11 protein-coding genes are annotated in these 13,620 nt (G+C 72.6%); 6 read left to right on the forward strand and 5 right to left on the reverse strand.

What is annotated here, in order from left to right:
- Nucleotides 1–46: 46 nt before the first annotated feature.
- Together ACFWAR_RS01710 and ACFWAR_RS01715 are read right to left on the reverse strand one after the other, a co-directional pair.
- On the reverse strand, nucleotides 47–1,402 hold the full coding sequence (locus ACFWAR_RS01710; protein ID WP_385772271.1) for a 6-phospho-beta-glucosidase: 1,356 nt from the start codon (nucleotides 1,400–1,402) through the stop codon (nucleotides 47–49).
- Between the two features lie 211 nt (nucleotides 1,403–1,613).
- On the reverse strand, nucleotides 1,614–2,486 hold the full coding sequence (locus tag ACFWAR_RS01715) for a helix-turn-helix domain-containing protein (protein ID WP_385772272.1): 873 nt from the start codon (nucleotides 2,484–2,486) through the stop codon (nucleotides 1,614–1,616).
- Between the two features lie 337 nt (nucleotides 2,487–2,823).
- Here ACFWAR_RS01715 and ACFWAR_RS01720 point away from each other — a divergent pair, with 337 nt between their 5' ends.
- The 4 genes from ACFWAR_RS01720 (at nucleotide 2,824) to ACFWAR_RS01735 (ending at nucleotide 6,971) form a co-directional block, all read left to right on the forward strand.
- Nucleotides 2,824–3,489, forward strand: a complete 666-nt coding sequence (locus ACFWAR_RS01720) for a helix-turn-helix transcriptional regulator (RefSeq protein WP_385772273.1) — start codon at nucleotides 2,824–2,826, stop codon at nucleotides 3,487–3,489.
- 64 nt (nucleotides 3,490–3,553) lie between these two features.
- A complete protein-coding gene (locus tag ACFWAR_RS01725; RefSeq protein ID WP_354380820.1) occupies nucleotides 3,554–4,102 on the forward strand; it encodes a toxin-antitoxin system, toxin component in 549 nt (182 codons plus the stop codon).
- Between the two features lie 56 nt (nucleotides 4,103–4,158).
- Complete coding sequence (locus tag ACFWAR_RS01730; protein WP_385772274.1) at nucleotides 4,159–5,343, forward strand: MAB_1171c family putative transporter; 1,185 nt, start codon at nucleotides 4,159–4,161, stop codon at nucleotides 5,341–5,343.
- Nucleotides 5,340–6,971 (forward strand): NAD(P)/FAD-dependent oxidoreductase, encoded by a 1,632-nt coding sequence (locus ACFWAR_RS01735; protein WP_385772275.1) that lies wholly within the window; start codon nucleotides 5,340–5,342, stop codon nucleotides 6,969–6,971. Before ACFWAR_RS01730 ends, ACFWAR_RS01735 begins: the two co-directional genes overlap by 4 nt.
- A gap of 37 nt (nucleotides 6,972–7,008) precedes the next feature.
- On the opposite strand, the gene ACFWAR_RS01740 is transcribed toward ACFWAR_RS01735, so the two are convergent.
- Nucleotides 7,009–7,785, reverse strand: a complete 777-nt coding sequence (locus ACFWAR_RS01740) for a hypothetical protein (RefSeq protein ID WP_385772276.1) — start codon at nucleotides 7,783–7,785, stop codon at nucleotides 7,009–7,011.
- Nucleotides 7,786–7,918: 133 nt separating this feature from the next.
- Nucleotides 7,919–8,458 carry a hypothetical protein gene (locus ACFWAR_RS01745; protein ID WP_385772277.1) on the reverse strand — a complete coding sequence of 180 codons (540 nt, stop codon included), beginning with the start codon at nucleotides 8,456–8,458 and terminating at the stop codon, nucleotides 7,919–7,921.
- A 245-nt stretch (nucleotides 8,459–8,703) separates the two neighbouring features.
- On the opposite strand from ACFWAR_RS01745, the gene ACFWAR_RS01750 reads away from it, so the two are divergent.
- Together ACFWAR_RS01750 and ACFWAR_RS01755 are read left to right on the forward strand one after the other, a co-directional pair.
- Nucleotides 8,704–10,074 (forward strand): M20/M25/M40 family metallo-hydrolase, encoded by a 1,371-nt coding sequence (locus ACFWAR_RS01750; protein WP_385772278.1) that lies wholly within the window; start codon nucleotides 8,704–8,706, stop codon nucleotides 10,072–10,074.
- A 38-nt stretch (nucleotides 10,075–10,112) separates the two neighbouring features.
- Complete coding sequence (locus ACFWAR_RS01755; protein ID WP_385772365.1) at nucleotides 10,113–11,627, forward strand: YfcC family protein; 1,515 nt, start codon at nucleotides 10,113–10,115, stop codon at nucleotides 11,625–11,627.
- A gap of 84 nt (nucleotides 11,628–11,711) precedes the next feature.
- On the opposite strand, the gene metG is transcribed toward ACFWAR_RS01755, so the two are convergent.
- The gene (gene metG, locus ACFWAR_RS01760; RefSeq protein ID WP_385772279.1) at nucleotides 11,712–13,430 is read right to left on the reverse strand and encodes a methionine--tRNA ligase; all 1,719 of its coding nucleotides are present in this window, start codon (nucleotides 13,428–13,430) and stop codon (nucleotides 11,712–11,714) included.
- Nucleotides 13,431–13,620: the final 190 nt, after the last annotated feature.

Here is a 13,620-nt window from a genome sequence, read left to right on the forward strand (position 1 = left end):
GAACGGGTCATCCCGCAGACCCCGGCGCCGACCCCGCCGGAGGGGATCAGCGCAGGTAGGACAGGCCCGGATGGTCCTGCACGTAGCCGTCCAGCAGGCGCCGGGCGACCGCCACGGAGTCCACCAGCGGGTGCAGCGCGAAGGCCTTGACCGCGTCCCGGCGCGACCCGCTGGCCGCGGCCGCCAGCACCTCCCGTTCGACGCCCTTGACCGCGCTCACCAGAGAGACCGCGTGATACGGCAGCGGATCGACGGCCACCGGATGCGCGCCGTTGGCGTCGACCAGGCAGGGCACCTCGATGACGGCCTGCGGGTCGAGCACCGACAGGGTGGAGCGGTTGCGGACGTTGAGGATCAGCGTGGCGCGCTCGTCCCGGGCGATGGCCCGCATCAGCGCGAGCGCGACCTTCTCGTACCCGCCGGACTCCAGGTCGCTCTCCTCGCGGTCCCCGGCGCCCGCCGCATCGCGGTTCTCGGCCATGTAGGTGGCCTCGCGCTCGGCCCGGGTGCGGTCCCACGCGGCGAGCGCCGCGCCGGGCCGCTGCCCGGGCCGCTCGGCCTCGGCGTAGAAGGCCCGCTGCTGGTCGCGCAGGAAGGCGCCGCGGGTCTGCCGGGCCTCCTGGTAGGCCCGGACCGTCTCGCGGTTGAAGTAGTAGTAGTGCAGGTACTCGTTCGGGATCGCGCCGAGCGATTGCAGCCATTCGGCGCCGAAGAGCCGCCCTTCCTCGAAGGACTCCAGGGCTTCGGTGTCGGCCAGCAGCCGGGGCAGTTCGTCGCGGCCGCCGACGTGCAGGCCGCGGACCCAGCCCAGGTGGTTGAGGCCGACGTAGTCGATCCACGCCTCCTCGGGGCGGGCGCCCAGCAGCCGGGCGATCCGGCGCCCGAGGCCCACCGGGGAGTCGCAGATCCCGATGACCCGGTCGCCCAGTTCCTCGGCCATCGCCTCGGTGACGAGCCCGGCCGGATTGGTGAAGTTGATGACCCAGGCCCCGGGGGCGGTACGGGCCACCCGGCGCGCGATCTCCCGCGCCACCGGCACCGTGCGCAGGCCGTACGCGATCCCGCCCGCGCCGACCGTCTCCTGGCCCAGCACTCCCTCGGCCAGCGCGACCCGCTCGTCCGTGGCGCGCCCGTCCAGGCCACCGACGCGCAGGGCGGAGAAGACGAAGTCGGCCCCGCGCAGGGCCTCGTCGAGGTCCTTGGTGGCGATCACCTCCGGTGCGTCGGGCACCCCCGCGGCGGCGGCCTGGTCCGCGAGCACCCGGGCCATGGCGGCGAGGCGGCCGGGATCGGCGTCGTAGAGCGTCACGCGGGTCACGCGGCCCTCGGCGTGGTCGCCGAGCAGGGCCCCGTACACCAGCGGTACCCGGAAACCGCCCCCGCCGAGGATCGTCAGCCGCACGCCCAACCGCCCTTCGCCCGCGCGGCGTCGCCCGCCGCGCTCCGAGCCCGGGCTCCGAGGAGCGCCCCGGGCCCGTACCAGCCGTCCCGTGCCACGCGTCGTGGCACGGCTCCCGCGCCACGCGTCCGTGCCACGTTCGGTGACACGGACGGCGGCGGGTGCGGCACGGCCCTCCGTGCCACGTTCCGTGGCACCAGTGTCACCCGGTCGGTCAGTCGACCGGCGACGGCACGGCGCGCAGGCGCGCCGAGGTCTGCGGCGGACGCCCGGCGCCGACCGGCGCGGGCCCGACCGGTACGCCCTGCGGCGCCGACAGGATGAGGGTGACCCGGGTCAGCCCCATGGCGTCCAACATCCGACCGGATTCCGCCACCATCCGGCAGCGGGCCACGCCCCAGCGCGGGTCGGGGTGGCGCACGGAACGCACCGCTCCGTCGCGCTCGGCCGCATCGGCCCCGTAGGTGCTGAGCCAGTGCGGGACGCCGTAGCGGTAGGCGGCCTCCATGAACGGGTCGCGGGCCACCTCCTGGCGGATGCTGCGCAGCCCCTCGTCGTCGGGGTCGGCGGCCAGGCTGGTCGCGAACTGCGCGAGCAGCGGTACGCACCAGCCCGGTTCGTGGTCCTCCAGCACGGCCGCGGCGTCCGGGTGGAACAGCACGAAGCGCAGGAAGTTGTCGTCGGGCAGCGCCGTGGGATGCGGGCGAACGGCCTGGAACAGCTGGTCGAAGGCCGAGTTCGTGAGCGCCACGTCCCAGCGGTGGTCGACCAGGAAGCTCGGGTAGGGCACCGCCTCCATGAGCGCGGCGTAGTCGCGCAGGTAGTCCCGCTGTGCCGGGTCGGCGGGCAGCCGGTTCTCCTCGGCGGCGCGCCAGGTCGGCGGCGGATCGCGGTCCACCATGACGCGGAAGAGCCAGAAGCACTGGCGCTCGCTCATCTCCAGCGCTTCGGCGAGGGCGAGCAGCTTGCGGTCCGTCCACTCCTTGACCAGGCCGCGTTCCCAATTCCCGTACGCACGGACGCTGATGCGCAGACGGGCGGCCATGTCCTCCTGGCTGAGGTTCAGCTCTTCGCGCCGCTGGCGCAAAATCTCCTTGCGTCGCTCCGACCGCACCGCGCCACGGACGGGCTCTTCACCCGTCAGGCGCCCCTCACCGGCTCGGGCGAGGCCATCGGACGGGCCCACCGCTGCGAGATGTGGCACCGAGAGCTCCCCCTTCCTCACGGTCTGGATCTTCATTTCCGTGTGGCGATCCTGCTACCGACTTCATTCGAGTGTCAACTATTGTGGCAATTCCAGCCTCGTGACGGCTCATTCACGCCACAGCTGTGGCAAGTTCTAGCCCTTCGATGGGAGAAGGGTTAGCCTCCAGGAGCCGACCATGTGCCCGAACCGACCCTCGCGCGATCTAGGAGAACCACTGGTGACAGACGGCTTCCCGGCTCCCGTCGCGGTGGCCAACGTGCCCTTGGCAGCCACCGTAACGCGCGTCGCCGAACTCGCGGGCAAGCTAGGACGCGACCAGAGCGAGGTCTTCGACCTGCGGCGCCTCTCGGAGGCCTCCGGGGTTCCGGCCGACGTGGTCAAGGACCTGCTGGAGGGCCGCCCGACCGGCGAGCCCGACCTGCAGACCCGCTTCCTGCAACGCCTGGACCTGCTGCGGCGCACCCGCGTCAAGCCCAACGGGCGCCGCTACACGCAGCAGGAGATCGCGGACGGCGCGGCCATGTCCCGACAGCAGGCCGGCGCCCTGATCAACGGCGACCGCCGGCCCACGATGGAGCACTGTGACGCGATCCAGCGCTTCTTCGGGGTGCACGCGGGCTTCCTGGCCGCCCACGACGCCGACGCCCTGACCGACGCACTGCTGCGCACCGAGCAGCAGTTGCTCCAGGACTTCGCGGCGCGGGAGCGACAGCTCGCCTCCGCGCAGGCTTCAACGGGCGATCCGCTGGCAAGACTCCTCCAGGACCACGGTGTCCGGGGCATCGCCTGGCGCGCCGCCCAACTGCCCAGTGACAAACACCGGGACAAGGTGACGGAATGGCTGGACCTGCTCCTCGAAAGCGTCAAACCGACCCAATCATGACCCAGTCGAAAAGCTGGGTCCGACCCTAGAGTCCTGATCCGGATCCGCGCCGACGGGGAGAACGGTGAGCATAGGCAGAGAGCAGCGGCGGCTGTGCGGAGAGCTGGTGGCGGCCATCCGGTTGGCCGCCCCCGTGGAACCCGTGGACCTCTACACCACCCTGTGCAAGGGCATGAGCAAACACCGCGGCCGTCCGGTGGAGTTCCGCATGGCCTCGTTCCCCCCGGGGACGGCCAGCGGCCTGTGGCTGGACATGGAGGACCGTGACCTCGTCGTCGTGGAGGAACGCACCGCCCCGGACCACCAACTGGTGATCCTCGGCCACGAGCTGTGGCACATGAAGGCGGGCCACTGCAGCCACCACGTGGACGGCGCGGCCGTGGCCGCCCGTCTGCTGTCCGAGGAGGCCGACCTGAGCGAAACGGTCCGCCGGGTCGCCGCGCGCACCCGCGCCGACGTCCAGGAGGAGACGGAGGCGGAGACCTTCGGCCTGCTGCTCGGCAGCAAGTGCCGTCCATGGCTCTCGGCCTCCCTGGGGCCGGGACCGACCCAACGCGACGAGCTGGCGGGACGCATCGAGGCGTCCCTCGGCTACCGAGGACCCCGAGGCTGAGAACGTGCTGAACCCTGGGCTGCGGCCACTGACCTGGCTGAGAGCGGGCTGAACGAGTGAAGGGCCTGGACTTCTACATTCCGGCCGGTGTGCTGGTGATCGCCTTCACCTGCAAGCTGCCGGGCCTGATCCGGCACTGGCGCGATCCCCTGGTACGGGCCGTCAGCGTGCTCCTGCTCGTCGCCAGTTCGGTGTTCTTCTTCGCCGCGCCGCCCACGATCGCCGCCGTCAACCGGATCACCGGCGTACCCAACTTCTCCGCGCCGCTGGTCTACTGCATCCTCACCGCCTTCAGCGCGTCCTGCCTGCTGCTGCTGATCAACTGGCGGGGCGGCCCCGACGACCGTGCGCGCACCCTCTCCCGCTGGTGCGTGGGCTCCTACAGCGCCGTGATCCTGTCGCAGTTCAGCCTGTTCGCCATCGGTGGCGCCCCGGTGGAACGGCTGCGGGACTTCGACACGTACTACGCGAACACGCCCTACATCCGCGAGATGATCCTCATCTACCTCGTGGCGCACACCGTGGCGGCCGTCGTGATGACCGTGCTGTGCCGGCGCTGGTCCCTGCACGTGCGCGGTTCGCTGCGCTCGGGGCTGATCCTCATGGTCTGCGGGTTCATGCTCAACCTGGTCTTCGACGCGGCGAAGTTCGCCGCCGTCACGGCCCGCTGGGCCGGCCAGGACCTGGACGTGCTCAGCACCACCGTGGCCCCGCCCGTCGCCTCCTTCTCCGCCCTCCTGATCGGGACGGGCTTCGTGCTGCCGCTGGTCGTGCAGCGGCTGTCGGCCTTCTGGCAGACCTGGGCGACGTACCACCGGCTCGGGCCCCTGTGGCGCGAACTGCACGCGGTCGTCCCGCACGGTTCGCGCGCCGTGCGGATCTCGTGGTGGTCGCCGGCCGACCTGCGCGTCACCCAACGGGTGGCCGACATCCACGACGGGATCCTCCACCTCGATCCCTACTTCGACCACGACCTGCGCGACCGCGCCCGGACCACCGCCCTCGCGGCGGGCGCGGGGACCGCCCAAGCCGATGCCACGGCCGAGGCGGTGATGGTCGCCGCCGCCGTCCGGGCGCGCGCGGCCGATCCGGAGGAGAAGGTCATCGGTTCGGCGGACGCCTACACCTCGCCGACCGCACAGGGCCCGCGCGATCTCGAACGCATCTCGCGCGCCCTGCGTTCCCCCGCAGTAGCACGGACCCGCCGGCACGCGGCCAGTACGGAAAGCAGTCACCCATGAGCGAGACCACGAGCGGCGACCTGTCCTGCGGGCCGAGACGGATACCGGCGCCGCGCTCCGCGGCCGAGGGCCCCGCCCGGGGCCCGGCGGCCGACAGCGCGGCGACCGGTGGCCCGGCGGCCGACGGCACGACGGTCGGTGACCCGGCGGCCGCCGGGCGCGGTACGCCGACCACGCGGCGGGAGGCCGTCGTCATCGGTGGCGGCCTGACCGGAATGCTCGCCGCCGCGGCGCTCGCCCCGTACGCCGACCGGGTCACGGTCATCGAGCGCGACGTCCTGCCCGCCACCCCCGCGGCCCGCGCCTTCCTCCCCCAGGCCCAGCACGCGCACCTGCTCTGGTCGGGCGGCGCGGAGGCCATCGAGGGCCTGCTGCCCGGCTTCTCCGAGCGGCTCCTCGCGGCGGGCGCGCACCGGATCCCGCTCACCTCGGGCATGGTGGCCCTCTCCCCCGGCGGCTGGTACCGCCGCTGGCGGCCCACCCACTACCTGTTCGCCGCGACCCGGGACCTGGTCGACTGGGCCGTGCGCGAGCAGGTCGCCGCCCTGGCCAACGTCCGCGTCGTCCAGGACACCCGGGTACTGGGGCTCACCGGTGACGCCGGGCGGGTCACCGGGCTGCGGATCACCACCGCGGAGGGCGACGAGGAGCGCCTCGCGGCCGCCCTCGTCGTGGACGCGAGCGGCCGCGGCACCCGTACCCCGCAGTGGCTGCGCGAACTCGGCGTGCCGCCGGTGCGCGAGGAGCTGGTGGACTCGGGCCTGGTGTACGCGAGCCGCCTCTACCAGGCACCGCCCGGCACCGAGAAGAACTTCCCCGTGGTCAACGTCCAGTCCGTGGCCCACGATCCGCGCCCCGGCAAGACCGCGGTCATCATCCCCGTCGAGGGCGGCCGCTGGCTGGTCACCCTCTCCGGCACCAGGGGCGGTCAACCGACCGCGGACGGCGCCGCCTTCGAGTCCTTCGCCCGCTCCGCCCGCCATCCGGTCGTCGCGGAACTGATCCAGTACGCCGAGCCGTTGTCCGAGGTGGCCACCTTCGGCCACACCGCCAACCGGCGCCGCTACTACGAGAAGTCCCGGGTCTGGCCCGAGGGGTACGTCGTCCTCGGCGACGCCGTGGCCTCCTACAACCCGGTGTACGGCCACGGCATGTCGGTGGCGGCCCAGGGTGCGCGGGCGCTGCGCCGGTCGTTGGTGGAGGGCGGCGGGCTGCGTGCGGCCGGGCTGTCCCGGCGGACCCAGCGGGCCGTCGCCGCGCCGGTGTCGGTGGCCTGGGACCTGGCGACCGGGCAGGACATCTTCTATCCGGACGCCGTCGGCAAGCGCCCGGGCGCGGCCGACAGGCTGCTCTCGCGGTATGTGGGCCGCCTGGTGCGGACCGCCACCGCGGACTTCGTGGTGGCGACCGCGCTCACCGAGGTGATGACGCTGTCGGCGCCGATCACCACGCTGGTGCGGCCCCGGGTGCTGCTGCACGCGCTGCGCGGGCCGCGGATGCCCCAGCTCACCGGCCCGCCGCTGACGGAACGGGAGCTGGGCTTCACCCGGCGCGCGGAACGGGCGGCCGAGCGGCCCGGAGCGGATCGCACCGGGCCGGTGGAGCCGATGGAACCGGCCGGGACCTGACGGTCGGCCCGGCTCGGCCCGACCCGGCTCGCCCCGGCTACTTGCCGAGGGCGAACGCCAGCGAGGGGAACAGGTCCTGGAACGGGGCCGCCGAATCGATTCCCTCCCGGCCGTAGGGGGCGTCGAAGCTCCACACCATGAACAGCAGGAAGACGATCAGCCCGCTGAAGAGCCCGGCCAGCAGCAGTTCGCGTCCTGAGCGGCGGATCTGCAGCGTGAAGATCAGCCCGATGGTGACCACACCGCCGGCGAGCAGCCCGAACCAGATCACGCCCGGCAGGGTGGCGCCCGAACTCTGGGTGCGCGAGTGGCGGGCGTCGTCCGCGCCGGCGATCTGGTCCAGCAGCGGCTGGTAGGCCTGCGCCTGGAGTTCGTTCGCCGGGCTCTGGTGGGTGACGTCGCTGCGCAGGGCGCCCAGCAGGGTGGCGCCCTGCGGGGAGGCGTTCGCGCCGGAGGTCATCAGCGGCCAGTCCACGTTGACGGTGTGCGTGACGTACGCGTCCACCTCGCCGCGGATCCGGTCGCGCACCGGCGCCGGGTAGACGTCGGCGCGCTGGGTCACCTCGTACAAGGACTGCGCCTCGCGGCGCACGTTGTCCTCGGCGGCGCCGCGCGCCTCCCAGACGCCCGCGATGGCCAGGCCGAGCACGATCGCGTAGACCACCCCGACCATCATCGTCATGTACTCGATGACGTCGGGGGTTTCGCTGGTGTCCTCGTCGGCGGCGACGCGGCGGTGCCGCAATGCGGTGCAGGCGAGGACGAGCGCGCAGACGAGCGCCATCGCGATGGCCAGGACCAGCCATTCGGACATGCGGGATCTCCCGTGGTGTGGATCGGTCGGTGGTTCGGTCGTGCGCGGGAGCCGGGGTCCGGCTCGGCGGCGGGGTGCGGGCGGCAGGGTGCGCGCGGCGCGGTCGAAGGGGCGACCGCTCGGTCGGCGCCGCTCAGCCGGTACCGCTGCGGCCGCTGCGCCCGCGCGGGCGCAGTACGGCGGCCGCGAGGACGGCCGGGGTCGTGACGACGACCAGGAGCATCATGGTCGACATCCCGCCGGCGGCCCGTCGTTGGAGGGCCACCGGACGGTACGGGCGCACGTGGAACCCGGCGGTCGGCAGCGCCGCGGCCCGGGCGACGGGCGCGGGACCGGGACCGGGCGCCGCGGGGGCCGGAGCGGCCGGTGGCGGCTCCGGCCGCGCCGCGACGGTCGCGGGCCGGGGGACGGCGGCGGGGCTCGGGTGGAGGGCGGGCTCCGGCGCGGGCCGGGCCGGGTGCCGCACGGTCGGCCCGGCGGGACCCGGCAGGGCCCCGGGGACGACGGCCGCCACCGAGGGTCGGGCCGTGGGCGTCGGCGGGGCCGCGGGCTCGTGCCGGGCGGGGACGCACAGGTCCGCGCGAGCGCCCCCGGGCGGCACGTCCACGTGTCCCTGGAGCGGACAGCAGGCGACCACCAACCCGGCCCCGGCGAAGTACTGCCAAGCGGTCACCGCGCTGCCTCCTCGTCGTGCGTGCTCCCGGATGAAGAAACGATTTCGGGACGGCTTCGACACGCGGTGGATCAGTCAAGATCGCCACTGCAGGGTCGACTTCCGGCCATCCGGACCGCGCGGCCCCGCCGGGCCCGGCCCCGTTCACCCGCGCGGCCCATTCCGCCACGGCACCGCACCCGCCCCCGGCCCATCATCGAGGGAGCAGAACCGCAGCTCAGCGGGGATGAGAGGGACGGTGCCGGGTGGAAGCGAGCAGTCGGGAAGACCTCGGAGCGCGGGTCGACGCGCTGATGGACGGCCTGGTGGCCGACCTGGAACGGCTGGCGGCGATCCCCTCGATCGCCTTCCCCGGCTACCCGCCGGAACCGGTCGAGGAGGCGCACGACCTGATCGTCTCGCTGCTGCGGGACGCGGGCGTGACGCACGTGGAGCGCATCGACCTGCCCGACACCGCCCCGGTGATCTACGCCGAGATCCCGCCCCCCGAACCGGACGCCCCCACCGTGCTGCTCTACGGGCACTACGACGTCCAGCCCGCCGGCGCCCCGGGCCTGTGGCTGTCCCCGCCCTTCGAACCGACCCCGGTCCCCGGCGGCCTGCGGGCGCGCGGCATCGCCGACGACAAGTCGAACGTGATCGCGCACCTGGGCATGCTGCGGGCGTACGGAGGCCGACCGCCCGTCGGGATCAAGATGGTGATCGAGGGCCAGGAGGAGTACGGCAGCGCCTTCGACGACTACCCGCCCAGCGACCCCGGCCGGTTCGCGTGCGACGCCATGGTGATCGCGGACCTCGGCAACCTGCGGCCCGGCACGCCCACCCTCACCACCGGGCTGCGCGGCGCCTGCGAGGTCACCGTGGAGGTCCGCACCCTCGCCGAGCCCCGGCACAGCGGGGAGTTCGGCGGCGCCGCCCCCGACGCCCTGCTGGTCCTGCTGCGGGCCCTGGGCACGCTGCACGACGACGCGGGTGACGTGGCCGTGCGCGGCCTGCGGCGGGACCCGTGGGACGGGACGACCTACACCGAGGAGGAGTTCCGTGACCTCGCCTCCGTCCGGGGCGACCTGCCGCTGATCGGTACGGGCTCGCTGGGCGAGCGGTTGTGGAGCGGACCCGCGATCACCGTGATCGGTCTGGACGCCCCGAGCGTGGACCACGCGGCCTCGGCGGTGGTCCCCTACGCCCGGGCCAAGCTGAACCTCCGCTTCCACCCGCACCAGGACCCGTTGGAGGCGCGGGCCGCACTGGTCTCGCACCTGCGCGCGCAGCGCCCCTTCGGCATCCCCCTCACCGTCACCCCGGGCGACACCGGCCCCGGTTTCGAGGCGCGCACCGGCGGCCCCGCCTACCGGGCGGCGCTGACCGCGCTGAAGGAGGCCTGGGGCGCGGAGGCCTCGTACGTCGCCACCGGCGGCTCGATCCCCCTGGTCAACGGACTGGCCAAGGCTGCCCCCGGGGCCGAGGTGCTGCTCTTCGGCGCGCAGGACAGCATGTGCAACCTGCACGCCCCCAATGAGCGCGTGCTCTTCTCGGAGCTGCGCAACACCGTGGTCGCGATGGTCGCGTTCCTGCGCGAGTACGCCGCGGACCACCGTGCGGGAGGCGCCCGGTGAGCGCCGCGAGCCCGGCTCCCACCCCCGCCGGGCCCGAGCTGGAGCCGGGGGCCGGCGGCGAACCGCCGCCCGCGCGGAAGTTCACCTTCCCCAGCGCGCTGACCATCCTGGCCCTGGTCACGGTCGCGATCTGGCTACTGGCCTTCCTCATCCCCTCCGGCCAGTACGACCGCAACGACAGCGGCGCCCCGATCGCGGGCACCTACCACCGGGTCCCGGGCACGCAGAGCTTCACCGACCGGCTGAACGACCTCTTCCTCGCCCCCGTCAACGGCCTCTACGGCCTCCAGGACACCACCACCGGGCAGGTCGGCCCGAGCCTGACGGGTGCGCTCTACGGCAGTGCGGGCGTCTTCCTCTTCGTCCTGGCCATCGGCGCCTTCATCACGGTGGTCTTCGCGACCGGCGCCCTCGACCGGGGCATCTCCCGCCTCGCCCACCGGCTGCGGGACCGCGGCGCGCTGCTGATCGCCGCCGTGATGGTGGTCTTCGCCGTCCTCGGCACGGTGGAGGGCTTCGCGGAGGAGACCCTCGGCTTCTACGGCCTGCTGGTGCCTATGATGCTGGCCCTCGGCTACGACCGCCTCGTGGCCGTCGGCGCCTCGATCCTGGGCGCGGGCATCGGCGTCCTGTGCTCCACGGTCAATCCGTTCGCGACCGGTGTGGCCTCCTCGGCCGCCGACATCTCCCTGGGCGACGGGATCGTGCTGCGGTTCCTGATGTGGATCGTGCTGACGACGGTGACGGTCCTCTACGTGATCCGCTACGCGAAGCGGGTCCAGAAGGACCCGACGAAGTCCCTGTGCGGCTTCCTGCCCGGGGACCGGGAGCAGAAGGCGACCGGCGACGAGGTGGCGGAGCCGGAGCTGACCCGGCTGCACAAGACGGTGCTGGTGCTGCTGGTCCTGGTCTTCGCCTTCATGATCTTCTCGGTGGTGCCCTGGTCGAGCGCCCTCACCGGCAAGGCGGACGCGACGCCGTACGGCTGGGAGCTGGACTGGTCCTTCCCGCAGCTCTCGGCGCTGTTCCTGTGCGCGGCCGTACTGGTCGGCCTGGTGGCGCGGATGGGCGAGGCCGCGCTCAGCTCCACGATCATCCAGGGCGCCGCCGACTTCATCTCGCCCGCCCTGGTCATCATGCTGGCGCGCGGGGTCACCGTGATCATGAACAACTCGCAGATCACCGACACCGTGCTGCACTCCATCGAGGGCGTGGTCAAGGGCACCTCGTCCGGGGTCTTCGCGGTGATCGTCTTCCTGGTGAACCTGCCGCTGGCCTTCCTGATCCCGTCCACCTCGGGCCACGCCACGCTCGCCATGCCGATCCTGGCCCCGCTCGCCGACTTCGCGGGGGTCTCCCGCGCGGTGGTGGTGACGGCCTGGCAGTCGGCCAGCGGCTGGATGAACCTGTGGGTCCCGACCACCGCGGTGACCATCGGCGGCGTGGCCCTGGCGAAGGTCGGCTACGACAAGTACCTGCGGTTCGTGTGGCCGCTGCTGGCGATCCTCTTCGTCCTGATCTGCGGCTTCGTGGCCCTGGGCGCGGCCCTGTAGCGGGCGGGCGCCGGGTACGCGAAGGGGCGCGGCCACCGTGCGGTGGCCGCGCCCCTTCGTGTCGTACGGGTCGTGCTACGGGCCTCAGGCCTCGGCGTCGCTGCCGCCGAAGCGCTCGCGGTAGGACTCCAGGTCCTCCTCGGTGATCTTCGCGAAGAGCACCGGCGGCACGGTGAACGGGGTGCCCGCGGGGACCGCGTCCAGCGACTTCGCCTGCTCCGGGGTCACCCAGGTCGCCGTGTCGTCGGCCAGCTCGAAGGCGGAGCGCATGGCGCGCGTCGAGGCGGGGATGAAGGGCTCGGAGACCACCGAGTAGAGGTGGATGAGGTTCATCGCGGTGCGCAGGGTGAGCGCGGCGCCGTCCAGGTCGGTCTTGACCTCCAGCCAGGGGGCCTTCTCGTCGAGGTAGGCGTTGCCCGCCGACCACAGGGCGCGCAGCGCGGCCGCGGCCTTGCGGTACTGGAGCGCCTCCATGTGGCCCTCGTACTCGGCCAGCAGTTCGGCGATCTGCTCGCCGAGGCGGGCCTCCGCCTCACCGGCGGCGCTGCCCGCGGGGACCTCGTCGCCGAACTTCTTGCGCGAGAAGGTCAGCACGCGGTTGACGAAGTTGCCGAGGGTGCCGCCGAGGTCCTTGTTGACGGTGGAGGCGAAGTGCTCCCACGTGAAGGACGAGTCGTCGGACTCGGGGGCGTTGGCGATGAGGAAGTAGCGCCAGTAGTCGGCGGGCAGGATCTCCAGCGCCTGGTCGGTGAAGACGCCGCGCTTCTGCGAGGTGGAGAACTTGCCGCCGTAGTAGGTCAGCCAGTTGAAGGCCTTGACGTAGTCGACCATCTTCCACGGCTCGCGGACGCCCAGCTCGGTGGCGGGGAACATCACGGTGTGGAAGGGGACGTTGTCCTTGGCCATGAACTGCGTGTAGCGCACGTCCTCGGCCTGGTACCACCACGACTTGTAGTCGCGGTTCGCCGGGTCGGCGTCCGCCCACTCCTTGGTCGCGGCGATGTACTCGATCGGGGCGTCGAACCAGACGTAGAAGACCTTGCCGTCGGCGGCCAGCTCGGGCCAGGTGTCGGCCGGGACCGGCACGCCCCAGTCGAGGTCACGGGTGATCGCGCGGTCGTGCAGGCCCTCGGTCAGCCACTTGCGGGCGATGGAGGAGGCCAGCTGCGGCCACTCCTCCTCGTGCTCGGCGACCCAGGCCTCGACCTCGCCCTGGAGCTTGGACTGGAGCAGGAAGAGGTGCTTGGTCTCGCGGACCTCCAGCTCGGTGGAGCCGGAGATGGCCGAGCGCGGCTCGATCAGGTCGGTGGGGTCCAGGACGCGGGTGCAGTTCTCGCACTGGTCGCCGCGGGCCTTGTCGTAGCCGCAGTGCGGGCAGGTGCCCTCGACGTAGCGGTCCGGCAGGAAGCGGTCGTCGACCGGCGAGAAGACCTGCCGGATCGCGCGCTCCTCGAGCAGGCCGTTCTCCTGGAGCCGGCGCGCGAAGTGCTGGGTGATCTCGCGGTTCTGCTCCGAGGAGCTGCGGCCGAAGTAGTCGAAGGACAGCTCGAAACCGTCGTAGATCGCCTTCTGCGCGTCGTGCGCCTGGGCGCAGAACTCGGCGACCGAGAGTCCGGCGGCCTTGGCGGCCAGCTCGGCGGGGGTGCCGTGTTCGTCGGTGGCACAGATGTAGAGGACCTCGTGGCCGCGCTGGCGGAGGTACCGGGAGTACACGTCCGCCGGAAGCATCGACCCGACCATGTTGCCCAGGTGCTTGATCCCGTTGATGTAGGGAAGCGCGCTGGTGATCAGGTGTCGAGACATCCTCGGATGCTCCATTTCATACGTGCGGCGTGTGAAGGATCGTGAAGGGGCTCATCGTATCGAACCGACGAAACGCCACGTGCCGCATTTTCAAGGGGTGGGCCTTACACGAAAGCGAGGGCTGTGACCTCTGCGTCACCGCCCTCGCGCTCGCGGTCATGCTACAGGAGCGCTGATCACGCCCCGGCCG

The sequence above is a fragment of the Streptomyces sp. NPDC059917 genome (genome assembly GCF_042730635.1).
Lineage (GTDB): Bacteria > Actinomycetota > Actinomycetes > Streptomycetales > Streptomycetaceae > Streptomyces.